This window comes from Microbacterium sp. MPKO10 (assembly GCF_026107415.2).
GTDB lineage: Bacteria > Actinomycetota > Actinomycetes > Actinomycetales > Microbacteriaceae > Paramicrobacterium.
Genome location: NZ_JAPCHX010000001.1, coordinates 333,698 through 357,675, shown reverse-complemented (window position 1 = coordinate 357,675; position 23,978 = coordinate 333,698). Strand labels below are relative to the sequence as shown.

Annotated in this window: 24 protein-coding genes; 16 read left to right on the top strand and 8 right to left on the bottom strand. The window is 63.7% G+C overall.

What is annotated here, in order from left to right:
- Positions 1-163 precede the first annotated feature (163 nt).
- From OK352_RS01680 to OK352_RS01670, 3 genes are all read left to right on the top strand, one after another.
- Entirely contained in the window at positions 164-1,066 is a 903-nt protein-coding gene (locus tag OK352_RS01680; RefSeq protein WP_265139654.1) for a 1,4-dihydroxy-2-naphthoyl-CoA synthase, read from the top strand.
- Positions 1,067-1,264: 198 nt separating this feature from the next.
- Positions 1,265-2,437, top strand: a complete 1,173-nt coding sequence (locus tag OK352_RS01675) for an AMP-binding protein (protein ID WP_265139653.1) — start codon at positions 1,265-1,267, stop codon at positions 2,435-2,437.
- Positions 2,438-2,476: 39 nt separating this feature from the next.
- Entirely contained in the window at positions 2,477-3,472 is a 996-nt protein-coding gene (locus tag OK352_RS01670) for a 1,4-dihydroxy-2-naphthoate polyprenyltransferase (RefSeq protein ID WP_265139652.1), read from the top strand.
- 27 nt (positions 3,473-3,499) lie between these two features.
- Here OK352_RS01670 and OK352_RS01665 read toward each other — a convergent pair whose 3' ends face one another.
- Together OK352_RS01665 and OK352_RS01660 are read right to left on the bottom strand one after the other, a co-directional pair.
- Positions 3,500-3,985: a GNAT family acetyltransferase gene (locus tag OK352_RS01665; RefSeq protein WP_265139651.1), complete on the bottom strand. Its 486-nt coding sequence runs from the start codon at positions 3,983-3,985 to the stop codon at positions 3,500-3,502.
- Positions 3,986-3,988: 3 nt separating this feature from the next.
- Complete coding sequence (locus tag OK352_RS01660) at positions 3,989-4,447, bottom strand: DUF4229 domain-containing protein (RefSeq protein WP_265139650.1); 459 nt, start codon at positions 4,445-4,447, stop codon at positions 3,989-3,991.
- A gap of 87 nt (positions 4,448-4,534) precedes the next feature.
- Here OK352_RS01660 and OK352_RS01655 point away from each other — a divergent pair, with 87 nt between their 5' ends.
- Complete coding sequence (locus OK352_RS01655; RefSeq protein ID WP_265139649.1) at positions 4,535-4,993, top strand: PLDc N-terminal domain-containing protein; 459 nt, start codon at positions 4,535-4,537, stop codon at positions 4,991-4,993.
- Complete coding sequence (gene menD, locus OK352_RS01650) at positions 4,986-6,749, top strand: 2-succinyl-5-enolpyruvyl-6-hydroxy-3-cyclohexene-1-carboxylic-acid synthase (RefSeq protein ID WP_265139648.1); 1,764 nt, start codon at positions 4,986-4,988, stop codon at positions 6,747-6,749. Before OK352_RS01655 ends, menD begins: the two co-directional genes overlap by 8 nt.
- Positions 6,750-6,900: 151 nt before the next feature.
- Here menD and OK352_RS01645 read toward each other — a convergent pair whose 3' ends face one another.
- Genes OK352_RS01645 through OK352_RS01630 form a run of 4 tightly spaced genes read right to left on the bottom strand, consistent with a single transcriptional unit; the run spans position 6,901 to position 11,193 of the window.
- Positions 6,901-8,175, bottom strand: coding sequence for an isochorismate synthase (locus tag OK352_RS01645; protein ID WP_265139647.1), 1,275 nt, complete (start codon positions 8,173-8,175; stop codon positions 6,901-6,903).
- Positions 8,176-8,212: 37 nt separating this feature from the next.
- Positions 8,213-9,013 carry a DeoR/GlpR family DNA-binding transcription regulator gene (locus OK352_RS01640; RefSeq protein ID WP_265139646.1) on the bottom strand — a complete coding sequence of 267 codons (801 nt, stop codon included), beginning with the start codon at positions 9,011-9,013 and terminating at the stop codon, positions 8,213-8,215.
- The gene (gene pdxA, locus OK352_RS01635; RefSeq protein WP_265139645.1) at positions 9,010-10,014 is read right to left on the bottom strand and encodes a 4-hydroxythreonine-4-phosphate dehydrogenase PdxA; all 1,005 of its coding nucleotides are present in this window, start codon (positions 10,012-10,014) and stop codon (positions 9,010-9,012) included. Before pdxA ends, OK352_RS01640 begins: the two co-directional genes overlap by 4 nt.
- Positions 10,015-11,193, bottom strand: coding sequence for a four-carbon acid sugar kinase family protein (locus OK352_RS01630; RefSeq protein WP_265139644.1), 1,179 nt, complete (start codon positions 11,191-11,193; stop codon positions 10,015-10,017).
- 174 nt (positions 11,194-11,367) lie between these two features.
- On the opposite strand from OK352_RS01630, the gene OK352_RS01625 reads away from it, so the two are divergent.
- The 10 genes from OK352_RS01625 (at position 11,368) to OK352_RS01580 (ending at position 21,572) form a co-directional block, all read left to right on the top strand.
- Positions 11,368-12,984, top strand: a complete 1,617-nt coding sequence (locus OK352_RS01625; RefSeq protein WP_265139643.1) for an ABC transporter substrate-binding protein — start codon at positions 11,368-11,370, stop codon at positions 12,982-12,984.
- Between the two features lie 9 nt (positions 12,985-12,993).
- On the top strand, positions 12,994-13,926 hold the full coding sequence (locus OK352_RS01620; RefSeq protein WP_265139642.1) for an ABC transporter permease: 933 nt from the start codon (positions 12,994-12,996) through the stop codon (positions 13,924-13,926).
- Positions 13,923-14,816, top strand: coding sequence for an ABC transporter permease (locus OK352_RS01615; RefSeq protein WP_265139641.1), 894 nt, complete (start codon positions 13,923-13,925; stop codon positions 14,814-14,816). The genes OK352_RS01620 and OK352_RS01615 overlap by 4 nt, the downstream gene beginning before the upstream one ends.
- On the top strand, positions 14,813-15,622 hold the full coding sequence (locus tag OK352_RS01610) for an ABC transporter ATP-binding protein (RefSeq protein ID WP_265139640.1): 810 nt from the start codon (positions 14,813-14,815) through the stop codon (positions 15,620-15,622). Before OK352_RS01615 ends, OK352_RS01610 begins: the two co-directional genes overlap by 4 nt.
- Positions 15,619-16,485, top strand: coding sequence for an ABC transporter ATP-binding protein (locus OK352_RS01605; RefSeq protein WP_265139639.1), 867 nt, complete (start codon positions 15,619-15,621; stop codon positions 16,483-16,485). Before OK352_RS01610 ends, OK352_RS01605 begins: the two co-directional genes overlap by 4 nt.
- A 28-nt stretch (positions 16,486-16,513) precedes the next feature.
- Complete coding sequence (locus OK352_RS01600; RefSeq protein ID WP_265139638.1) at positions 16,514-17,473, top strand: aldo/keto reductase; 960 nt, start codon at positions 16,514-16,516, stop codon at positions 17,471-17,473.
- Between the two features lie 55 nt (positions 17,474-17,528).
- Positions 17,529-18,302, top strand: a complete 774-nt coding sequence (locus tag OK352_RS01595; protein WP_265139637.1) for an HpcH/HpaI aldolase family protein — start codon at positions 17,529-17,531, stop codon at positions 18,300-18,302.
- A gap of 44 nt (positions 18,303-18,346) precedes the next feature.
- On the top strand, positions 18,347-19,057 hold the full coding sequence (locus tag OK352_RS01590; RefSeq protein ID WP_265139636.1) for a demethylmenaquinone methyltransferase: 711 nt from the start codon (positions 18,347-18,349) through the stop codon (positions 19,055-19,057).
- 113 nt (positions 19,058-19,170) lie between these two features.
- On the top strand, positions 19,171-20,172 hold the full coding sequence (locus OK352_RS01585; protein ID WP_265140250.1) for a polyprenyl synthetase family protein: 1,002 nt from the start codon (positions 19,171-19,173) through the stop codon (positions 20,170-20,172).
- Between the two features lie 41 nt (positions 20,173-20,213).
- Positions 20,214-21,572 (top strand): FAD-dependent oxidoreductase, encoded by a 1,359-nt coding sequence (locus OK352_RS01580; protein ID WP_265139635.1) that lies wholly within the window; start codon positions 20,214-20,216, stop codon positions 21,570-21,572.
- A gap of 40 nt (positions 21,573-21,612) precedes the next feature.
- Here OK352_RS01580 and OK352_RS01575 read toward each other — a convergent pair whose 3' ends face one another.
- The gene (locus OK352_RS01575; RefSeq protein WP_265139634.1) at positions 21,613-22,056 is read right to left on the bottom strand and encodes a hypothetical protein; all 444 of its coding nucleotides are present in this window, start codon (positions 22,054-22,056) and stop codon (positions 21,613-21,615) included.
- Positions 22,057-22,279: 223 nt separating this feature from the next.
- On the opposite strand from OK352_RS01575, the gene OK352_RS01570 reads away from it, so the two are divergent.
- Positions 22,280-22,858 (top strand): TetR/AcrR family transcriptional regulator, encoded by a 579-nt coding sequence (locus OK352_RS01570; RefSeq protein ID WP_265139633.1) that lies wholly within the window; start codon positions 22,280-22,282, stop codon positions 22,856-22,858.
- A 29-nt stretch (positions 22,859-22,887) separates the two neighbouring features.
- On the opposite strand, the gene OK352_RS01565 is transcribed toward OK352_RS01570, so the two are convergent.
- Positions 22,888-23,931: an NAD(P)-dependent alcohol dehydrogenase gene (locus OK352_RS01565; protein ID WP_265139632.1), complete on the bottom strand. Its 1,044-nt coding sequence runs from the start codon at positions 23,929-23,931 to the stop codon at positions 22,888-22,890.
- Between the last annotated feature and the right edge of the window lie 47 nt (positions 23,932-23,978).

The following is a 23,978-nucleotide window of genomic DNA, read 5'->3' as shown; positions in this document are numbered from 1 at the left end:
AAAATTCGGTGTGAATGCGGCGTGTCGGGCCACGACACGCCGCAGATGACCTGGTTTTTCCGAATGGAGGAGCATCCTGGCTGGTGGCTGGTGGCTGGTGGCTGGTGGCTGGTGGCTGGTGGCTGGTGGCTGGTGGCTGGTGGCTGGTGGCTACGATTGAGACATGACGGTGTCTGAGATCTTCGACGAGTCCGAGTGGCAGCAGGTGACGGGCTTCGAGCAGCTCACCGACATCACCTATCACCACACCCACGACGGCCGCGTGGCACGCATCGGGTTCGACCGCCCCGAGGTGCGCAACGCCTTCCGCCCGCACACGGTCGACGAACTCTACCGGGCGCTGGATCACGCGCGCACCTCGTCGAAGGTCGGCGTCGTTCTGCTCACGGGCAACGGGCCGAGCCCGAAAGACGGCGGCTGGGCGTTCTGCTCGGGCGGCGACCAGCGCATCCGTGGCCGCGACGGGTACAAGTATTCGGACGCCGACACATCGGAAGGCGTCGACCCGGCACGCTCGGGGCGTCTGCACATTCTCGAGGTGCAGCGACTCATTCGCTTCATGCCAAAGGTCGTCATCGCCGTCGTCCCCGGGTGGGCGGCCGGCGGCGGCCACTCTCTGCACGTTGTCTGCGACCTCACCCTCGCCAGCGACACAGCGAAATTCAAACAGACGGATGCTGACGTCGGCTCGTTCGACGCCGGCTACGGCTCCGCGTACTTTGCGCGCCAGATCGGGCAGAAGTTCGCCCGCGAGGTGTTCTTTCTGGCCGACGACTACTCAGCGCAGCGTGCCTACGAGATGGGCGCGGTCAATGCCGTTGTGCCGCACGCCGAACTCGAGATCGAGGCGCTGCGTTGGGCCAGACGGATCCTCACCAAGTCGCCGACGGCGATCCGGATGCTGAAATTCGCGTTCAACGCCGTCGATGACGGTCTCGTGGGCCAGCAGGTTTTCGCGGGTGAGGCGACGCGCCTCGCCTACGGCACGGACGAGGCGGTTGAGGGACGCGACTCGTTCCTCGAGAAGCGTGACCCCGACTGGTCGCCGTATCCCTGGCAGTACTGACCCGCGATACTGACGCACGACGCACGACGCACGGGCCGCGAATCTGGCGCCCCGAGAATTTCGGGTGCTGAGTTCCCTGACGTTTCTGCGCCCTGAGAGAGGAGAAGTCAGCACCTGAGCGTCCGGCAGCTTCGCCCGGGCGTGTGAATATGGAGGGCGTTCAGGCCACGCATCGGGCGCGCAACGTAGAATCGGGCCATGACGCGCAGCATCGTCGCCGTTTCGGCATCCGACCCTCTTGAGGTCATGGGGACGCTGCGCGGTGCGCTCGACCGGTCGGGCCCCGCGCTGCTGCCGATCGCTGCCGAGCCGCCGCACAATGATGTTCCGCTCGCTGCGCACCACGGCTCAGAACTGCATGAGGTGCCGCACTCGGCAGCGGCGGTGCTCCGTACATCGGGGTCGACCGGGCTGCCGAAGAACGTCGTCCTCAGTTGCGACGCGCTTCTGGCATCAGCATCCGCGAGCGAGTCCGTGCTGGGCGGGCCAGGGCAGTGGCTTCTGGCGTTGCCGGCGCACTACATCGCCGGGCTGCAGGTGCTCGTGCGTTCGATCGCCGCCGAGACCACGCCGATCGTGCTGCCCCCGGGGCATTTCGATACCGCTGCGTTCATTGAGGCGAGCAAGCAGCTCACCGGCGAATTGCGCTTCACCTCGCTCGTTCCGGCGCAGCTGATGCGACTGCTCGAAACGCGCACGGGCGTGACCGCTCTGCGTCGCTTCGACGGCATCCTGATCGGTGGCCAGGCCCTGCCCGAACCCGTTCGCGAACGCACGCAGCTGCTCGGCCTGCCGGTGTATCGCACGTACGGCTCGAGTGAAACCTCCGGCGGCTGCGTCTACAACGGGCAACCGCTGCCCGGCGTCGAGATGAGCATCGTCAGCGGGCAGGTCGAGTTGACGGGCCCTGTGCTGAGCGACGGATACCTCGCCGATGACGGAACCCTGGACCACGCCCGCATGGAGGGCGCCTTCGTCGAACGCGACAGCCGCCTCTGGTATCGCACGGGCGACCTGGCGACGATCGACGACGACGTGCTCACCGTGCTGGGGCGCGCCGACAACGTCATCGTTTCGGGAGGCGTCAACGTGAACCTCGACCGCGTCGAGCGCATCGTGCGCGGTGTCGCGGGTCTCGGAGACGCGGTCGTCGTGGGCGCTGAAGACGACCGCTGGGGCCAGGTTCCCGTCGTCGTGACCGATGTGTCTGGCGCCCGGCTTGACGTGGTTCAGGATGCTGTCGCAACACAGCTCGGCAAACCGGCGCGACCGAACCGCATCGTCACCGTCGCGGCGCTTCCGCGGCTCTCATCGGGCAAGCCCGACCGGCAGGCGATCACGCGCGCAATCGCCGAGCGCACGATGGCATAGCGATCTTTAGTAAAGTTGCCGCGGAGCAGGAGGTCATTCGTGGCAGCACAGCGCAAGAGCACGTCGAAGAGACGGCAAGGGGCGACGGTACCCGTCGCACGCAAGGGCGGGGGACGCAGCGGCAACCCCGCGGCGCGCCCGATGCAGGAGGTCAAGCCGGCGAAGGCTGCGGATTGGATTCGCGCGGCCCGCATTCCGACGCTGCCCATGTCGATTGCCCCGGTGCTCGTGGGCACGGGAGCTGCGCGCATCGCGGGCGCCCCGGATGAGTTCCACTGGGTGCGGGCGCTGCTCTGCCTCGGCGTCGCCATGGCCCTGCAGATCGGCGTCAATTTCGCCAACGATTACTCTGACGGCATCCGCGGAACCGACAGGCGTCGCGTGGGCCCCGGGCGTCTTGTGGGATCGGGCAAGGCCAGCCCGCGCAGCGTCCTGATCGTCGCGCTCGTCTTCTTCGCGCTCGCGGCCGTCGCGGGCGTGCTCATCACCATCGCCACGCAGCAGTGGTGGCTCATTGCCGTGGGTGTCGCGTGCATTCTCGCGGCGTGGTTCTACACGGGAGGCAAGCGCCCCTACGGCTACTACGCACTCGGCGAGATCGTCGTCTTCATCTTCTTCGGCCTGGTCGCGACACTCGGCACCATGTGGGTTCAGGTGGGGCAGCTCAATCAAGAAGCCTGGTACGGCGCCGTCGGCGTCGGCCTCATCGCGATGTCGGCGATCCTCGTCAACAACCTGCGCGACCGTGAGTCAGACAAGCTGACGCGCAAGCACACGTTGTCTGTGCTGATCGGCAGCCTCGCCTCGCGCATCCTCTTCGTCGTGCTGATGCTCGTGCCGTTCGGCATCGCTGCCCTGGTCGCCCTGTTCTACACGGGCGTCTGGTACGCGGCGTTCGCGCTGCTCGCTGCGTTGCCCGCGTGCCTCATCGTGATCACGGCGCGCACGCCGAAGGAGCTCGTGCTCGCCCTCAAGCTCGTCGGCGTGACGCAGCTGCTGTACAGCGTCGCGTTCTTCCTGGGCTACTCGTTCTGACGACGGCGCTGGCCTCGCAGCATCCGGTCATGACGCGTCGAGGCGACGCCCCAGAACGATGACGTCTGACGCTTCATACCCGAGCCGGTCGTAAAACGCTGAAACGTCAGCGTTGTCACGGCGCACCATGAGCTGCAGCTTTGGGATGCCGCGTTCGCGCACCCATTCTTCGCACGCCGACATCAGCAGCGCCCCGAGACCGCGCCCGCGACAGCGGTCGGCGACCGCGAGGTAATACACCCAGCCGCGGTGGCCGTCGTGGCCGACCATTGCGGTGGCGGCGAGCCCGGTGGCGTCTGTGACGGCCAGCACCGTCGAGTCGGGGCCGACGAGGGCGCGGCGGCAGTCGGCGTCCGCATCGTTCCACGGGCGCGTGAGGCCCGCGGCGGCCCACAGGGCAACGGCGTCAGTGACCTGGTGCTCGGCGAGCGTCGTGACTGTCGCTGGGGCGCGTTCGCCACCCCGGACAGGCACGTCGTTGGACAGCGGTTCGCGAGAGGGCGATGTGCTCATCGGTCAGTGGGAAGGATCGTCATTCAGATGCGACCGGGTCGCAGCGTCAGTGGGTCTCGACTCGGCATCGGAGGGTGCGACATCGCTCGCCGTACCATCCTGGGGAGCCGCCTCATCGCTGGACCCTGCGGTGTCCGGAGCATCCGCGGGCCTGTTTTCTTCGTCGTCCGCGCCAGCACCGTCGGTTCCGCCGTGCTCGATGACGTCGTCTTCGGCCTCTTCGTCCGTCGGGGTCTCGTGCGGCTCAGCAGCATCCGCCCCCGTGCGCCTGTCGTGAATGGCCACCGCCACCCGCTCGCGTGACCGCTGCAAGAAGATGAGCGAGAACGCAAAGCCGATGATCGCGGCGATGATCGCGGAGAACCACTCGTTGAACCCGAGAAACAGAAGAATCACCAGCGGAACGATGAAGGCCAGCAGACGAAGAATCGTGTACGTCAGGGCCGGGGGAATGCGCTTCACACAAGAATTCTAGGCCGCCGAGGCTGTCTGAGCGCTGGATACAGGGATGCCCAGTGCATTAACCGCCGGGGCAGATACCATTAGTGCATGGCACGCCTGCTCTTCATCTTGATCCCGGTGATCGTGGCAATCACGATCTACACGGTGGTCGACTGCGCCATCATCGACAATCGTCGGGTCAGGGGGCTGTCGAAGCCCGTGTGGATCGTTGTGATCCTCCTGCTCCCCGTTGTCGGCCTGGTGCTGTGGTACCTCATCGGGCGCGGCGGTGCAGACCTGGCACGCGATGTGGCGCCCGACGACGACCCGTCGTTCATCGGCACGCTGCGCGTCGACTCCGATCAGGACGATCGCATTCGTCAGCTTGAAGAAGAGCTCGCCGCACTCGACGCGGAAGAGGACATCATCCGCCCGCGCGACGAGAAGAAAAAGCGTCCGGATGCTGCCGACGCAGACAAGCGCTCGAGCGACGATAAGCCCGCCGATGACGACGGCCATCCCACCGATCACGGTCACGGCACCGGTTCAAACAACACGGATGCCTGACGGGCCACCGGCCGACGCAGCACCAGCCACGGCGTTCTCGGTCGAACTGCTGACGGCGCTGGTTGACGGCGGCTTGACCGACGTTGTCGTGTGCCCCGGGTCGCGGTCGCAGGCGCTTGCGCTTGCGGCGGCCGCGCTTGAGCGTGCGGGGCGTCTGCGCGTGCACGTGCGCATCGACGAGCGGTCTGCCGCGTTCTTCGCTCTGGGGCTCGGCGTCGAGTCGGGCCGCGCCACTGCCGTCGTGACCACGAGCGGCTCTGCCGTTGCCCACTTGTACCCCGCCGTTCTCGAGGCGCACCACTCCGGAGTGCCGCTGCTGCTGCTCACGGCAGATCGGCCGGTCGAGCTGCAGGGGATCCGCAGCAACCAGACGACGACACAACCGGGCATCTTCGGCGGAGCCGTGCGCTTCGAACGCGACGTGGCTGCGCCGACAGGTGCTGACGGCGAGAGCGCGCGGGCGGCGACGCTGGCGCACGAGGCGCTGCGCAGTGCGAACGGCCGCGGCATCGCCGGTCCCGGGCCCGTGCACCTCAACCTCGCTTTTCGCGAACCGCTGTCGTCTGCGCTGCCCGCCGACGCTGCGACGAGAGACACCGCCCGCGAGGGTGCCGCAGCGGGGGAAGGAACCCGCGACACCGCCGCGACAAGGGATGCTTCAGCACGCCCGTTCGTCGCGGCACGGTTCGAGCGGCCGCGCGTTGTGCTTGAGCGCGGCCCGCGCACCGTGGTCATCGCGGGGCACGGCGCTGGCCCTGACGCTGAAGAGCTCGCTCACGCAGCATCCTGGCCCCTCATCGCGGAGGTCACGAGTGGCGCGCGCTTCGGGCGCAACCTCGTCACCCCGTACCGCGAGCTGCTGCGCGACGACCGGCTGGGCGGACGCATCGAGCGCGCCGTCGTCTTCGGGCATCCCACGCTCAGCCGTGAGGTTCCGGCGCTGCTGCAGCGCGACGACGTCGACGTGACTGTCGTCGCCCCGACCGGCATCGAGGCGTACAACCCCGGGCATCGCGCGCGCGTTGTCTCGACAGCATCCGTCGCCGATGGTGCTGCCGACCGCGACTGGCTGGGTGCCTGGGTGGTTGCCTCTCGGTCGCTCGTGCAGGCGGCCGACCGAGACGCCGCGCCCTCACTCGCCGACGGACACTCGCACGACCCGGAAGCTCGCCTGCGATTTGCCCGTGCAGAGTTCGCGGCCGTGCGCGCCGAAGTCGACCGGCGGATGCTGGTTGAGGAGCTCTGGCGCGCCACGTGGCCGTATGATCGCCTCGTGCTCGCGGCATCCCGGCTCATTCGCGTTGCCGATGCGTATGTGCCGGGTAAGAAGATCCCGGTGCATGCGAACCGCGGTCTGGCCGGCATCGACGGCACCATTGCCACGGCGCATGGCATCGCCTCCGCTCAGCAGGCTGACGGGATGCCGGGGGTCACCCGCGTGCTCGTCGGCGACCTCGCGCTGCTGCATGACGCCGGGTCGCTGCTGGGTGGGCACGGTGAGACGTGGCCGCGGCTGCAGGTGATCGTGGGCAACGATGGCGGCGGAACGATCTTCGACGACCTTGAGGTGGCGCAGACGGCCGAGCGCGACGTGTTCGATCGTGTGCAGTACACGCCGCACGATGTTGACGTGGCGGCGCTCGCCGCCGCCTACCGCTGGGAGCACGTGCGTGTGACGACCCGCGGCAAGCTGGAGCAAGCGCTGACGCTGTCCCGCGAAGCGCCCGTGGTTATCGAGGTGCCGCTCAAGCGCTGACTCCGTGGTGCGCCCTGGCAGATTTTTCTGTCCTTTACGGAAATGCTGGCCTGCCGCGGAGTGACAGCACGTCCGTAAAGGACAGAAAGTGCTGGGCAAACTGAGCTGAGCGTCGCGCCCCTGCGCCGCGCCGCCGCATCGCGCCCCGGCGTCAGCCCTCGAGCGTGTCCACGACGGGTCGGAACTTGATCCGCGTCTCCATGAGCTCGTTCTCGGGCACGGACTCGCCGACGACGCCGCAGCCCGCGTACGCGGTGAGCGCGTCGCCATCGAGCTGCGCGCATCGCAGAGCGATCGCCCACTCGCCGTCGCCGTCAGCGCCTACCCACCCCACTGGGCCGGCGTAGCGCCCGCGGTCGAACGGTTCGAGCTCGTTGATCAGATCAACGGCGTCTGGCGTCGGCGCTCCGGCGACCGCCGCTGTCGGATGCAGCGCCGCGATCAGATCGAGCGACGAGGCCCCGTCGGAAAGCACGCCGTCGATGTCGGTGGCGAGGTGCCACAGGTTCGGCAGCTTCAACGTGAACGGCACTTCGCTCGCGACCAGGTGTGAGGTGTGCGGCTCCAGCGAACGCACGACGCTCTGCACGGCGAACTCGTGCTCGTCGTTGTCTTTCTGCGACGTCGCGAGCGCGATGGACGCCTGCTCGTCAGCATCCGGGCCATCGCCTCGAGCCGTCGTTCCGGCCAGAACGCGTGCCGTCACGGCCCCCTCAGTCACGCTGACGAGGGTCTCGGGGCTGGACCCCATGAGCCCGTCGACGGCGTACGTCCAGCAATCGGGGTAGCCCTGCGCAAGATCGGCGACGAACCGGCGCATATCGGCACCGGCGGGAACCGTCCCCACGAGATCGCGTGCGAGCACGACCTTCTCAAGGGCACCGTCGCGAATGCGTCGCACGCTCTCTGCCACGTGCAACTTGTAGGAGTCCGCTGACTCCTGGCCGGGCAGAAACTCCACGCCGAATGCGTCGCCCACGGGCTCCGCGTCGGCGACAACGGCCTCTGATGCTTCGATGAGTCCGCCTCGGCCGGTGTCGAGCGGCTCTCCCTCGACGCGGATGTGCGTGACCCAGTGGCGCCCGCTGCGTCTCCCGATGACCACGCGCGGCACAATGAGCACGCTGGTCGTCGACGACAGCGCCGAGAACGCGAAAGCGCCGAAGGCGATCAGACCGGTTCCAGGAACGCTGACGCGATCGGTGACATGAGCGGATGCCGCGAGGCGACGCCACGCGGCAGCAGCCTCGGTCATGCGGTTCTCGCCCGTGAACTCGAGGCGCAGTGCCTCGCCGATTCCGATCATTCCCGTGCCCTTGCGGAGCCAGACGATCGGGTCGGAGGGAGAGGTGTGTGGGATGAGAAGCGACACATCGCCGACGGGGGTGGTGTCGACGACGAGCCGCGGTGTGTCGGGTGCGGTCACATCATCAAGCCTACGCCGCGCATCCTGGGGAAGAGATTTACTCCGTCGAGCTTGCGGAGGCGGTTGCCGAGGGAACGACGACAACGGTGACCCCCGTTGCCTCGATGGATGACAGCACATCGGCGGGAGCGGAGTCATCAGTGACGAGTGTCCAGGGGAGCGGCAATCGAGACCATCCGTGAACCGGGCTCTGCCCGATCTTCTCGCCGTGCGCAAGCACGTACACGTGCGTTGTTCGCCGGCAGACAAGTTCTTTGAACCGAAGCTGTTGGAGATCTGCCTCGCTGATTTGGCCGTCGGCGTTGACTCCGTCGGTGCCGAGAAAAGCAGCGTCGAACGTCAGCCGTTCGACCGCTGCTTCGGCAAGCGGGCCGACGAATCCATGGCTGAGCGGGCGGAATTGCCCACCGAGACAGAAGAGCTTTCCCGAGGCAAGGCCAGAGAGCGCGGTGATGACGGACAGGTTCACTGTAGAAATTGACAGGTCATCGATGTCGCGAAGTCGCGGGGCCAAAGTCGCAACAGTCGAGCCGAGATCGAGGAGCAGGGCGTCACCTGGCGACACTGTCTTGCGAGCCCACTCCGCGATCAGGACTTTCTGCTCGTGCGCTTCGCTCTGGCGCTCAGTCAGCGACGGCTCCGGATGCGCGACAAGTGCTATCGCACCACCGTAGGTCCGGGTAATGCGGCCTTCGTTCGTGAGCCGTGCGAGGTCCCTGCGTATCGTCGATGAGGTGACGTTGAAATATGCTGCGAGTTCGTCGACATTCGTCGGACCGTTCGAGATCGCCAAATGGACGATCTTGTCACGCCGTTCCGCGGTGGAAGCGTGGGTCATGGTGCCCCCCGATTCGTTGCGAGTTCAATAGCCTGCCTCATAGCTTCGACCATGCTACGGGGATCTGCCTTGCCAGTTCCTGCGATATCGAAAGCGGTACCGTGGTCGACCGAGGTGCGAATAACGGGGAGCCCCACAGTAATGTTTACACCGGCCTCGATCCCCAGCACCTTAATGGGGCCGTGTCCTTGGTCGTGGTACTGAGCGACGACGAGGTCATAATCACCGCGTCCCGCGAGGAAGAAGAGCGTGTCCGCGGGGAGCGGGCCGCTTACGTCAATGCCATGAGCACGCGCAGCTTCAACGCCTGGCGCGATCTTCGTCGCCTCTTCTCCGTAGCCGAACAGCCCGCCCTCGCCCGCATGCGGGTTTATCGATGCCACGCCGATTCGCGGTCGCGGGTTGCCCGCTGCGACAAGTGCGTCGTTCCCTCGGCGGATCGTTCTCTCGACGAGTCCCGGCTCAATTTTCTCTACGGCGTCAATCAGTCCGACGTGTGTGGTGACGTGGATGACCTTCAGCTTGGGCGTTGACAGCATCATGGACACTTCATCTGTCCCCGTGAGCTTGGCCAGCATCTCGGTGTGCCCCGGATATACGTGACCTCCACGGTGCAAGGCTTCTTTATTGAGCGGCGCAGTGCAGATGGCATCGATTCGCTGCTGGCGGGCAAGGTCGCACGCTCGCTCGACATATTGGTACGCGGCATCTCCTGCGACTGCTGAAAGCTCGCCCCAGGGCAGGTCGTCCGGAATCAGGTCCAGATCGATCACATTGAGCGTTCCGGGTTCACTGAGAGCATCCTCCGGGCCGTCGATCGTGTTGATCGTCGGTGCCACCCCCGTGACCTGGGCGGCCTTCCGGAGTCGCGCGCCGTCTCCGATGATGATGGGGATGCATGCCCCGATGATCTCCGGGTCGAGCAGGGCGGAGACGATGATCTCCGGTCCGACACCGGCAGCGTCCCCCATTGTGACTGCAATCCGCGGTCTGCTTGCCATTTAACGATCCCTAATGTGAGTGCGCTGACGCGCGTTTGGAGTGGTCAGATGCCGAATTGCCCGAGCAAGGCTGTACCGTGAGCCGAAGCTTCCGGGTCGAGTGATGACACGTCTGCCAGAGTCTGCTGTGAGCTCCACAAGCCCGGGCTCGACCGTCGCGACGTGAGTGAGCATGCGGATATCGAGCACGTCAAGGACTTTCCGGGCAGTTTCGCCGCCGGTGAGAACGAGGTTGCGTCCGACGGCGATAGCGGCCACCGCGTGTGCAACATCCTGCGCGAGATGCGGTGCATGCGCGTTTGGGGTCGATCCGGCGAGTGAGACAACAAGAACGTGATTGGCGACGTGTGTGTCTGGATTAAGTGTGCTGATGCACTCGGGGTCGAGATCGATGACCGGATAGCCGCGGCTTTTCAGTTCATCGATCTGCGCGACGGCCGCCGAGGATGCGGTGCCGACGACGACAAGAACCTGGCGATCTGATGCTGGTATGTCGGTGTTCTGCGACGGGGCGGTGCGTACGCTGTCGCGGCGGTCGAGAGCCTCCGCTAATGCTCTGCTGCCCGCAAGGACAGCGTTGAGGGGTGCAGCGGAGACGATCGCGTCGAGATCCGAATCGGCGATCGCGTCACACACCAGTACCCCGGCTCGATGCTGCTGGAGTGCATCGAGGCGGCCAGCCCGGATGTCGTCAATCGAAATTTCAGCGACGTCGGTATGCGGGAACAGATCTGTAACGCGCTCGGGAGCGGGGTTCTTCTCGTGATCCCACAGCGTCGTTTCCACCAGTGCTCTGCGTGCAATGCGCAAGATCCCGCCTTCCACGGTGCGATCTATATCCGGGAGCGCTGGGGCAAGAACGACGGGGCTACGTGCGCTGAGAGCTTTAATCTCGGCACCTGTGTTTCCACGCAGAAGACTGTCAACCTTCTTGAACACGGTGATGCCGTCAGGAATTTCGCGTATGAGGCTGGTGATGACGGTCGCTGCGTCCTCAGGATCGGCATCCCGTGTACCGGTGTCGACAACGAGGGCAGACGTATTGTGGCGCTGAAGCCCGTCCCATTGTTCAGGGGTCGGTGTGCCTAAGACGACACGTGTTCCCGCGCCACATGCTGACGCGACTTCGCCCGCGCCGGTGAGGTCATCGGCGATTGCGAGCAACCGTAACTCGGCCATCGACCCCCCTGTCAGCGTGTGGCGCTCTCACAATACGCGTTCAATCATTATTGCGCATTTCACGCTAAAAGACTTGCGCGAAATATGCAAGCATGGTTGCATTGCTAATCATCACAAAGGTGATGCCATTCCACCTGGTCGCTCCACAGCGTCTGACGATCGAGGAGGTCAACGATGACCGAGACACCACACACGACAGCTTCATCCGTACCCGCATCAACGGCGCTCTTCTCGCGCCGGGGGCTTCTCCGCTTCGGCCTCGTCGCCGGTGCGGGTATCGCATTCGCGCCAACGCTTGCTGCGTGCGCAGGCCCGGGCGGTGGCTCTGCGGCAAAAGCCGCAGGTGGCACCCTGACTCTTGGTCTGAACCGTTCGCTGGTGAGCATTGACAACAAGCTCAACCAATTCGACGCAGCAGTGACCGTGCAGCGTGCCGTCAGGCAGGCACTCACCAGAATCAGCGGCGACCTGACGGTGAAGAATGTGCTTGCCGAGTCGTTTGAGGCTGTTTCCGACACGCAATGGAAAGTCACCATTCGAGAGGATGCGCAGTATTCGGACGGAACGCCGGTTGTCGCCAAAGACGTGGCGACGGCGCTTGACATGTATAAGCAGGTCGAGGGCGGCTTCCTGCAGCCCCAATTCTCAGAGTGGCCCGTCGTGACAGAAGTCAGCGACAAAGAATTCACACTAGATACGAAGAAGCCCATCCCGACACTCGACTTTCTGATGTCGAATGTACTGATCACGCCGGCTGACGCGAACGAGCCAGCCGAACTCCACGACGGGGTCGGCTCAGGTCCGTACATTGTCGAATCCAGCGAGAGCGGATCGGGAACCTACACGCTGGCTGTCAATGACGAATATTGGGGCGATTCGGCGAAGATCGAGAAAGTCAATGTCCGGTTCATCTCCGAGGAATCAAGCCGGGTGTCCGCGATCCGGGCGGGAGAGGTCGATGTCATCGACTCGATCACGCCGGAGTCCGCCGAAACGCTGAAGGGCGTCGACGGAATAGAGATTGATTCGGTGACGGGGACGCGGTTCAACCACCTCTTCTTCAACTTCCGTAAGCCGAAAGATCACCCGCTGGCGAATCCGGAAGTGAGACGCGCGCTGACATATGCGGTTGACGGTTCTACGATCATCGACTCGATCTTTGGCGGCAACGCAGAACAGGCGAACGGCGTCATCCCGTTTACCCTCAACGGCTTCGCTGAGGTGGGGTCATTCGAATACAACCCAGAGAAGGCGCAGTCTGAACTCAAACGGCTTGGGGCGACAGATCTCGCGCTCACGCTGATCTGGGAGGAGGGCGAGTACCCGGCCGACACGCTCGTGATGGAAGCGCTCGTTGAGATGTTCAGCGCTGTAGGCGTGAGCTTGACGCTCAAGTCGTTCCAGGCGGGTGGCGACATCGGCAAGTGGCGCCGTGGAGAGGGCGGTGACTGGGACATCCTCGGGAACGGCTACGGCAACCAGACGGGGCTCGCGCTCACAACCATGGAAGGAATGTATGCGGGCACGGCAGAGAAAGAAGAGACGCGCGACTCGTATCACGGCTTTGTCTTCCCTGAGGTCGCCGATCTGATTCATGAGGCCACATCGATGGGTGATGAGACCAAGCGCAACCAGCTTCTCGCCGATGCACAGCAGAAGGCGTGGGACCTGACACCGTCGTTGTGGGCTTTTGTCCCGAAGGTGTTGCTTGCTCGCCGCAGCCGCGTGCAGAACCTCAAGTTGTCCCCCATCAACTCGTATGACCTGGCCACGGTCAGCCTCAAGGACTAGATACGCACGATGCTTCGGTACCTGATCTCACGGCTCGGGCAGAGTCTCCTCACGATATTCCTGACGATCTCCGCGGTGTTCGTCCTCGTGCGTATGGCCCCCGGCGACCCGGCGTACTCGCTCGCGGGTCCATTGGCGAGCACGGCTGAGCTCGATCGTGTGCGCGAGAGCATGGGACTGAACGAGCCACTCGTCACGCAGTATGGGATCTTCCTTAAGGATCTCGTACAGGGGAATATCGGAATGTCGTACTCGTTCCGTGCGCCAGCGCTCCAAGTGGTGTTCGACAGGCTTCCCAACACCATCACGCTTGCTGTCGCGGCGGTCTTGCTCACTGCGGTGATCGCGATTCCACTCGGTGTCTGGATGGCGAGGCGCGCCGACACCAAACGAGAACTGTCGGCGAATATCGTCACCATTGTGGGGCAATCCATGCCCGACTTCTGGATCGGTGTAATGCTGATCACATTCTTCGCCGTCGCCCTTCCGATCTTCCCCGTGTCCGGATTCGGATCGTGGTCGGGAATCGTTCTGCCGGCTCTGACGATTGCGACACTGCAGATTGCACTGATCTCCCGCATGGTCAGGCGTGAGATGGTTCAGAACCTGCAGGCACCGTACTTCACGATCGCACGATCACGAGGCGTCAACGGGACAGCGCTCACCTGGGGGTACGGCTTCAGAAACTCGGCCGTACCGGTGGTGACGGCTCTCGGCACCCGCTTTGCGAGCATGCTCAACGGCGTCGTCGTTGTCGAGGTCGTCTTTGGCTGGCCCGGCATCGGCTCCCTCGTCGTCCGTGCGCTGGAAACTCGTGACTACCCGCTCATTCAGGCAACGGTCGTTGTCACTGCAGTTCTCGCTGTGCTCGTGCAATTGATCATCGACCTGACGTACCCGCTGCTGGACTCACGGGTAAGACTTGGAAAGGTGCAAGCATGACTCGCCTCACGCTCGGCAGCGCAAGCGCGGTCACGCCGAAAATGCTGAAGAAAGCGGGCTTTGCTCGCAAAGAGCGGGCAAGCCGGGTCAAGATCTGGACGGGAACGCTGCTGACGCTGGTCGTCGTTCTTCCGATCGTGTTTGTCCGGGTTCTGCCCATCCCCAGTGCAAATGAGCAGAGCCTTTCACAGCGCATGATCCCGCCCCTGACCGACGGGCATTTGTTCGGTACCGATCAGCTCGGACGCGATCTGCTCGCGCGGGTCATGTACGGCGGACAAGTCTCGCTTCTCATCGGCGTTCTCGCCGTCGTGATTTCCGGAACCATCGGAATCATCCTCGGCTCGCTCGCCGGATACTACGGAGGCAAGGTTGACGGGATCATCTCCCGGCTGATCGAAGCGCAGCTGTCTCTCCCACTTCTCATGATGCTGCTTCTCGTTGTTGCTCTGTTCGGCTCGAGCGTGCCCGTGATCACATTTGTCATTGCCATAGCCAATTGGCCCGAACCGGCGCGATTGACACGTTCGCTCGTCATTGTCGAGCGAGAGAAGCCCTACGTCGAAGCCGCGAGGGTACTTGGGGTCAAACGGGTCGGCATTCTGGTGAAGCACGTGCTTCCCAACGTCATCGCACAGGCGATCGTTGTTGTGCTCCTTCTTCTTGCGCAAGCTGTTTTGCTGGAAAGCGCGCTGAGCTTCCTCGGTGCTGGACCGCAGCGACCCTTCCCCACGTGGGGACGAATCATCTCCGACGGCCAAGACGTCATCGCGAGCGCGTGGTGGCTCGTGACGTTGCCCGGCATCGTGATTGCAGTTCTCGTCGTCGGGGTGAATCTCCTCGGCGATGGCCTCCGCGACTTCACACGACGGAAGAAGGCATCGAAATGAGCGTCCTTCATGTTAAAGAGCTTCTAATCGAGCTGATGACCGCGAGCGGGATCATCACGGCGGTCGACCACGTGTCGTTCACTCTAGAAAAGGGTGAAACCGTCACGATCATCGGCGAATCGGGCTCCGGGAAGTCGACGACGGCGATGGGCGTTCTGGGTCTCCTCCCGAAAGACCTTGCTGTCATGTCGGGAACCATTGAAATTGAGGGGACGGACGTCCTCGCCCATCCCAGAAAACTGGCGGCGATGCGCGGGCGACGAGTCGCGCTCATTCCGCAGGATCCGATGACTGCGCTGAGCCCAACGCATACCATTGGGCATCAACTCGGGGGAGCCGTGCGCAGAGGCGGATCCGACAGGCTCAGCAAACGTGAGGTCGAGGAGAAGAGCATCCGACTTCTTGAACATGTGAGGATTCCCAGTCCGGCGGAACAGCTGCGTAAGTTTCCCCACCAGCTATCCGGCGGCATGCTGCAGCGTGTGCTCATTGCATCAGCGCTGGCGGCCGATCCAGTACTCATCATTGCTGATGAGCCGACGAGCGCGCTCGACGTAACGGTTCAGGCAGGCATTCTCGATCTCCTGCTCACGCTTCAAGCAGAGTCCGAGCTCGCACTGCTCCTCATCACCCACGATCTGGGAGTCGCCCGCGTCATGTCCGATCGGATCAAAGTGATGAAGGATGGCCGGTTCGTCGACAGAGGGCAAGCAGACGAACTCGTCGACAACCCCGCTGTCGAGTACACACGACAGCTTCTTGATGCCGTGCCGCGGCTTGGTTCATGGAACGGCGGTGACCGATGAGCACATCACGCATTCTCGACGTCAAAAACCTCGTCGTCGAGTTTCCCACGAAGTCTGGCCCGTTCCGCGCCGTCGATGACGTCAGCTTCTCCGTCGAGCAGGGCAAGACGCTCGGAATCGTCGGAGAGTCCGGCTGCGGCAAGTCGACGATTGCGCGGTCAATCGTGCGCCTGCTAAAACCGACTGCGGGCACGATCTCGCTCGATGGCCGTGACCTTGTGCCGCTCACGGAGCGCCAGCTGCGCCCCATGCGCTCTCGAATTCAGATGGTCTTTCAGGACCCGTATGGATCGCTCGATCCCCGAATGACAGCGGAGGATCTTGTCGCTGAGCCGATCGCGATGCGCAAGCGGGGGCTCTCGCGCGCGGACCGGCGTGTGCGTGCACGAGACTATCTCGATCGTGTAGGCCTGCCGACAACAGCTGGGCCACGCCGCGCACACGAATTCTCCGGCGGTCAACGTCAGCGCATCGGCATTGCGCGTGCTCTCGCCTGCGAGCCGGATCTGATTGTGCTCGATGAGGCGACAAGCGCCCTGGACGTCTCGGTCCAAGCGCAGATTCTTCAGCTTCTTCGTGATCTGCAGAATGAGACGCAGAGCACGTTCATCGTGATCTCGCACAACCTCGGTGTAGTGCGCGAAATCAGCCAGTCGGTTGTCGTGATGTCGAAGGGCCGCATTGTCGAGAAAGGAAGCACTCAGCGGGTTCTCGAGTCTCCCGTTGATCCGTATACCCGAACGCTTCGCGCTGCCGCCCTCGACCCAACGACCATGGTGGGCATCAAGCCCCGTGAGGTTCTCAGTATGTTCCGCCAGGTCAGCACCCCCACCGACGTTGTGCGCATGACCGCGGATGAGTGACGAGACTGAGAACAGAGAAGGAGCCCAAATGCACGACAACATCACGCAGGTGACAACGGTCCTCGGCACCATGTCATTTGGTGACACCGTGGACGAATCCGTTGCGTCCCGCATGGTCGATTTAGCGCTGGAACAGGGCCCGACCCTCATCGACACAGCGAACGGCTATGCGGGAGGGGAGAGCGAGCGCATGCTATCGCGCATTCTGCCGGCTCACCGCGACCGTTGTTATATCGCGACGAAGGCCGGAATGCCGACCTCCGACGCTGCCGGGCGGCCACCACTGTCGCGCGACGCGCTGACAGACAGCGTCGAGAACAGCCTCGGGCGTCTCAGTCGCGACCACATTGATGTGTTGTACCTCCACCAGCCAGACCGCGAGACCCCTCTTGAAGAGACGCTGCAAACGGTGGCTGAGCTTCACTCCGCGGGGAAGGTCCGTGCGCTGGGCGTCTCAAATTTCTCGGCATGGCAGATCTCCGACGTCACTGAGCAGGCGCGTCTTGTCGGGGCTCCACGCGTCATCGTTGCCCAGCAGCTGTACAACCTGCTCGCGCGAACACTTGAAAGAGAGTACGCCGAGTACGCTCAGGTTCACGATCTTGCGACCATGGTCTACAACCCGCTTGCCGGTGGACTCCTGACGGGTCGACACTCATTGCACGACTCGCCGGCGAACGGGCGGTTCGGATCCTCGGGGCTGGCCGAGATGTATCGCAGACGGTATTGGACGCCCGAGCTGTTCGAGGCCGTCGAGGCGCTGAAAGCAATAGCCAGCGATTCCGGAATGAGTCTCGTCGAAATGTCGTTCCGGTGGCTGCTGTCAAAGCCCACTGTGTCATCGATTCTTCTCGCTGGCTCCAGCGTCGAGCAGCTTGCACAAAACATCGGGTTCGTCGGTAAGGGGCGGCTTGACCCACAGCTGGTCGAGGCGCTCGACGAGACAACGGCACCGTTTCTGGGCTCCATGCCGCCTTACAACAGGTAAACACTCCTCACATCAGTGGAACTCAGAAATCACGAGAGGCACAAGGAACGCGCACATGAACAAAGCAATGGACTTCGTATCACGACTCCGGCGGAGCGAGCAGCTAATCGGCTACTGGTCCCTGATGGACGCGCAGGTCGCCGTTGAACGCCTGGCGCGTGTGGGCTACGACTACATCTGCGTTGACGCGCAACACGGTCTCGTTGACTACAAGGCATGGCTCAACTCCCTGATGGCGATTGACGCGGGAGCTCAGCTCGGGCCGAAGCCGACCGTGGGAATGGTGCGAGTTCCGGCGAACGACGTTACATGGATCGGCCAGGCACTCGACGCAGGAGCGGCAGGCGTGATCGTTCCGCTCATCAACACGGCAGAGGATGCTGTGAAAGCAGCCGCGGCGGCGCACTACCCGCCAATTGGCGTGCGGTCGTTCGGGCCGATGCGCGCACAGCTGAGGGTCAGCAATGTCTTGGCCGAGGCCAACGACTCGCTTGCCTGTATTGCGATGATCGAAACCCCTCAAGCGCTGGAGAACGTGGCTGAGATTGCCGCGGTTCCGGGAATCGACGCGCTCTATATCGGACCGAGCGATCTGCGTATTGCCGTCGGGGGTGCGAGCTCGACCGATCCGACAGTCGATGGGGTCTTCTCTGACGCTCTGCGCCGGGTGAAGGAGGAGAGCGGGAACCTCCCAGTTGGAATTCACACACCCTCTGGTGAGGTCGCGAAGGCGAGGCTCGCTGACGGGTTTGACTTCGTCACCATCGCATCGGATCTCGTACATCTTGAGCAGGTTTCGGCGTCGCACTTATCCGTCGCTCGGTCGTAACGGACGGTGGATGCTCCCCGGTGTCCGGGCTCTAGACTGGGGGAATGAGCAAGAAGGCAGACCTCGAAAAGCAGCCAGCCCAGGTGTCGGCGATGTTCGACGAGGTGGCCGGACGCTATGACCTGACGAACGATGTTCTGTCTGTTGGAAATGATCGTCTCTGGCGCATCGCGCTGCGTCGCGCTGTCGCCCCGCGACCCGGCAATCGTGTCCTCGACCTCGCAGCTGGCACGGGTACCTCGAGCGCGGCGCTCGCCGCCACGGGGGCCACCGTCGTCGCGGCCGACTTCTCGCCCGGCATGATCGCCGAGGGGCGCCGCCGCTTCGGCCACCTGCCGAACATCGATTTCGTCGAAGCCGACGCGACCAACTTGCCGTTCGACGACAACGAGTTCGATGCCGTCACCATCTCCTTCGGACTGCGCAACGTCGCTGACCCGAAGAAGGCGCTGGCCGAGATGCTGCGAGTCACGAAGCCCGGGGGTCGGCTTGTCGTGTGCGAGTTCTCGACGCCGCCGTTCTCGTTCGTCAGAGCCGGGTACAACCTCTACATCGCGAAGATCATGCCGATCATCGTGCGCCTGATCAGCTCGAACTCCGAGGCATACACGTACCTCAATGATTCGATCCGCGCGTGGCCGAATCAGAAGCGACTGGCGCGGTGGCTGCGCGATGCCGGATGGTCACGCGTCGCATACCGCAACTTGACGGCGGGCATTGCGGCTCTGCACCGTGCTGAGAAGCCCAGCGCATAGCGGCATCCGGTATCGCCGCCAGGGCGTACGGGGACGGATAGGGTAGTGGGGTGGATGTGAGCACGACCCCTCGCGACACGCGACTGTCGCAGCAGCTGGGCCTGACCGAGCGCATGATGATGAGCTCGGCGATGCGTCGTGTCGTCTCGGAGATCGACGTGGGCCTCGTCGAGATCGAACGGCAGCTGATCGGTGACCTCGAGTTCACCGATTCGGTGGCGGATGCTGCGGGCCGCTACCTGCTTGACGCCGGCGGCAAGCGTGTGCGCCCCATGCTGATCCTGCTGGCTGCGCAGCTCGGCGACGGCAATACGCAGGACGTGTATGACGCGGCGAAGGCGATCGAGATCACGCACCTCGCATCGCTGTACCACGACGACGTCATGGATCACGCGGACCGGCGTCGTGGCGTGCCGAGCGCGCACACCGTGTGGGGAAACTCGGTGGCGATCCTCACGGGCGATCTGCTGTTCGCCCGCGCGAGCCAGTTGATGGCGAACCTCGGCGAACGCGCCATTCGTCTACAGGCAGACACCTTCGAGCGGCTCGTTCTTGGGCAGCTGCACGAGACGGTTGGCCCTGAGAACGGTGAAGACGAAGAGACTCACTACATTCAGGTGCTCGCTGACAAGACCGGGTCGCTCATCTCGACAGCGGCGCGAGCCGGGGCGCTGTTCGCACATGCGGACGACGACCTGCAGCGTCCGCTTCGTGAATTCGGTGAGAAGATCGGTGTCGCCTTCCAACTGGTCGACGACGTCATCGACCTCTCGCCGCAGCCCGAGCAGACGGGCAAAGTGCCCGGAACGGATCTTCGCCAGGGCGTCGCCACACTGCCCATGATCTATCTGCGGCAGAGCGCGCAGACGGATGCTGCTGACGCAGACCTCGTGCAGCGGATCGACGCCGAGTCAGGCGACCTCGACGCCGCGGCATCCGAATCATTCACCCAGGCCGTGACGCAGCTCTACGAACACCCGGTCACCGAGCGCACGCGTGCCGAGGCAAAGAAGTGGGCGGCGGAAGCGATCGCCGCCCTCGACGACCTTCCGGAGGGGCCCGTGCGCGACGCCCTCACCCGGTTTGGCCACAAGCTGGCCGACAGAGACAGATAAACGCCCGCGTCACCCGCAGCGTACCCAACCAAAGGAATCATGTGACAAAGCTGAGACTCGCCGTGGTCGGTGCCGGCCCGGCCGGAATCTACGCGTCCGACATCCTCTTGAAGGCCGAGCGCAAGTTCGAGGTGTCAATTGACCTCTTCGAGCAGCTGCCCGCGCCTTACGGGCTCGTGCGCTACGGCGTTGCGCCCGATCACCCGCGCATCAAGGGCATCATCAATGCACTGCGCGACGTGCTCGACCGCGGTGACATCCGGATCTTCGGCAACGTGCGCTATGGCGAGGATGTGACGCTCGACGATCTGAAGAAGCATTACAACGCCGTGATCTTCGCTACGGGAGCGATTCGCGATCACAGTCTGGACATTCCGGGTGTTGAACTCGCGGGATCGTATGGCGCGGCAGCCTTCGTGAACTGGTACGACGGACACCCGGACGTGCCGCGTGACTGGCCGCTCGATCAGAAGTCTGTCGCGGTTGTGGGCAACGGCAACGTGGCGCTCGATGTCTCGCGGATCCTCGCCAAGCACGCTGAGGACCTGCTGGTGACGGAGATTCCGGACAACGTGTATGAGCGGCTCCAAGCATCAGAGGTCACGGACGTGCACGTGTTCGGACGCCGCGGTCCAGCTCAAGTGAAGTTCACGCCGCTTGAGCTGCGCGAGCTCGGTGAGATGAACGACGTCGACATGATTCTGTACGACGAAGACTTCGACTACGACGAGGCGTCAAAAGAGGCGATCGCGAGCAACAAGCAGGTCATGGTCATCGACCGCGTGCTGCAGAAGTGGCGCCAGCGCGAGACCGGGCAGGCGTCGCGACGACTGCACCTGCACTTCTTCGCGAAGCCGCTCGAGGTCGTCGACGACGGCGAAGGCAATGTCGCGGCGTTCCGGTATGAGCGCACGCGCCCCGACGGCGAGGGCGGCGTCGAGGGAACGGGTGAGATCCGCGAGATCGCGATCGGCCAGCTGTACCGGGCGATCGGTTACTTCGGATCGCCGCTTGACGGCATCCCGTTTGACGAGAAGCTCGGAATCCTTCCCAACCATGAGGGGCGCGTGATGGATCGCGCGACGAACGAGCAGGTGCACGGGGTCTACGCCACCGGGTGGATCAAGCGTGGCCCGATCGGGCTCATCGGGCATACCAAGTCTGACGCGATGGAGACGGTGTCGCACATCATCAACGACCAGGGGAACTGGTGGACGCCGGAGTTCCCTGACGAGCAGGCGATCGTCGACGTGCTCAACGAACGCGGTGTGGAATACACGGATCTCGACGGCTGGCACAACCTCGACGCGCACGAGATCGCGCTGGGCGAGCCGCACGACCGCGCCCGTATCAAGGTCGTGCCGCGTGACGAGATGGTGAAGATCTCCCGCGGAAGATAACTCGATTCGGAATGTCATTGCCGAGGCAGAGCTATGCCTCCTACGGCTGAGTGATTGTCACCGTCGCAGACGTGGCAAGCAGGTTCCCTTCCGCATCGAGCAGTGTCAATGTGAGTTCCTGCAGGTCATCGTGGCTGGTCCTGTAGAGCCCTTTGAACGTGTGACTGTTGGGCCACGATGCAGCGGAGATGTTGTATGTGCCGCCGCTCGGTCCAGTCGCTGAGGTCGCATCTACGCGGAGCTGCAGGTTCTCAGCCGGCCACGATCCCGAGAAGACACTGAGTGTCGTTTGAATGAATATTATGTAAGACCCATCGTCATCGACCTGGCCTGTGTATCTTGCGGTGGTACCCGTGATTGTGTACGTGATTGTCGCTTCGGATGCCGCGGCGGCAGGCGTTGCCGCGGCCACTGCGATCACGGGGACCGACCAGGCGCCCATCTTCATCAGGGTTCGGCGATTGGTTTCGAGTTCAGTTGACATGGGCCACCCCTCATAAGTGTTCTCGTGATCCGCACGCTACTCATGTGATGAGGGGACTGTTCCCCCGCATTCGAGGGTCACGCCATGCAGTGGCGGCGCACCAGTTTTGCGTAAATCCGGGGGTGAACTCGGGTATACAGCGTACGGTCGCTCAAGGTCACAGTGCGGTAACGAACGCGCACCGACCGCAGCAAACACGCGTTTCGGGTGTCTGCTTGTAGTGATGATTGCGAAGACGGAGTTGGTCAATACTGCGATCGCCCTCGCCGACGAGGATGGGCTTGACGGCGTCAGCATGCGTAAGCTTGCCAAGCGGCTCGGGCTGACGCCCATGGCGATCTACCATCACGTCCGCGATCGCGACGAGCTTCTCGACGAGATGGCCCGGCTGATCACCGGAACACAGACGATCGTGACGGCAGAGGGCCAGGGCGCACGCGAACTGCTCATCCATTACGCACACACCGCGTTCGGTGCTCTCTGCACGCATCCGTGGCTGCTGCACATGGTCATGACGCCCGGGCGCGTCCATCAACTGGTCGCGCCTGAGGATATGCAGTACCTGCTCGATGCGCTCGCCGCGGCAGGGCTCGACGCCGATCAGTGCCGCGACAGCGTCCTCGGAGTCAGCGCACTCGCCGTCGGGTCTGCCAGCTTCGTCGTCGAATCGCAAGAATGCCGCGACGACGTTGTGCGCTCACTCGAGCTGGCGCTGGCTGCGATGACAGCGGACATCGATCCGCAACCGGCCGAGGCGGGAATCCCGAGTTCTCGTGTCGCCGCTGAAGCGCTGCTCGCGTGAGGGTGAAGACGCCTCAGGGCCGCCGGTGATCACGCCAGATCCGCCATGTCGATGACGAACCGATACCGTACGTCGTTGCGCCCGAGGCGGTCGAGTGCCGTGTTGACCCGAGATGACGGGAGCACTTCAACATCGGCCACGATGTCGTTCTCGCCACAGAAGTCCAGAAGCTCTTGCGTGTAGGAGCGGCCTCCGCTGCCCGCAGAGGTGAGGCTCTTGCGCCCAATGAGCAGTGACAGGACGTTCACGCTCACATTGCCGAGGTACCCGACGAGGCTCAGCGCCCCGTCGAGTGCAAGAGCATCCAGGTATGGCTCAAGCGGATGCTGGACAGCAACTGTGTCGATGATGAGATCGATGCGTCCTCGCATCCTGCCCATTGCTTCGGCGTCAGTGGAGACGACGACCTCATCGGCACCGAGCGCCCGCGCGTCATCAGCCTTAGCCGGTGTCGTGGTGAAGACGATCACTGAGGCTCCCCGCGCCCGCGCAAGCTTGACGGCCAGGTGTCCGAGGCCGCCCAGCCCGACGACACCGACGGTGCTGCCGGGGCCGACGTTCCGTTGGCTCAGTGGCTCCCAGACCGTGATCCCCGCACACATCAGCGGGGCAACGGCAGCCGGGTCGAGGTGCGGCGGGCGGTGGTAGACGAACTTTTCGTGCGCCACATACTCGCCTGCATAGCCGCCAAGCGTCGGAGATCCGTCGATACGGTCGCGACCACCGTAGGTTGTCGTGGGGAATTCACGGCAGAAGTTCTCCTGTCCGCTTCGGCACATGTCGCAGACACCGCAGGAGTCGACGATGTTGCCGACGGCGACGGGATCCCCGACCGCGAATTCGGCGACGTCCGCTCCGATCGCGCTGACTGTTCCGACGAACTCATGGCCGGGGACGAGCAGATCACCCGATCCGCGGGACGCGTGCTCGCGCAGGGCGTGGAGATCTGAGTGGCAGACGCCGCAGTACGTGACATCGATGGCGACGTCTGATGGTCTCAGCTCGCGGCGTTCGATTCGCTGTGCGGTGACGGTCGACGACCCGCGAGATCCATATGCCATCGTTTGGCGCATGCCGTGTCCTCCTGAAGTAACAAACTAGTTGGTTGGAAAGTCTAAGG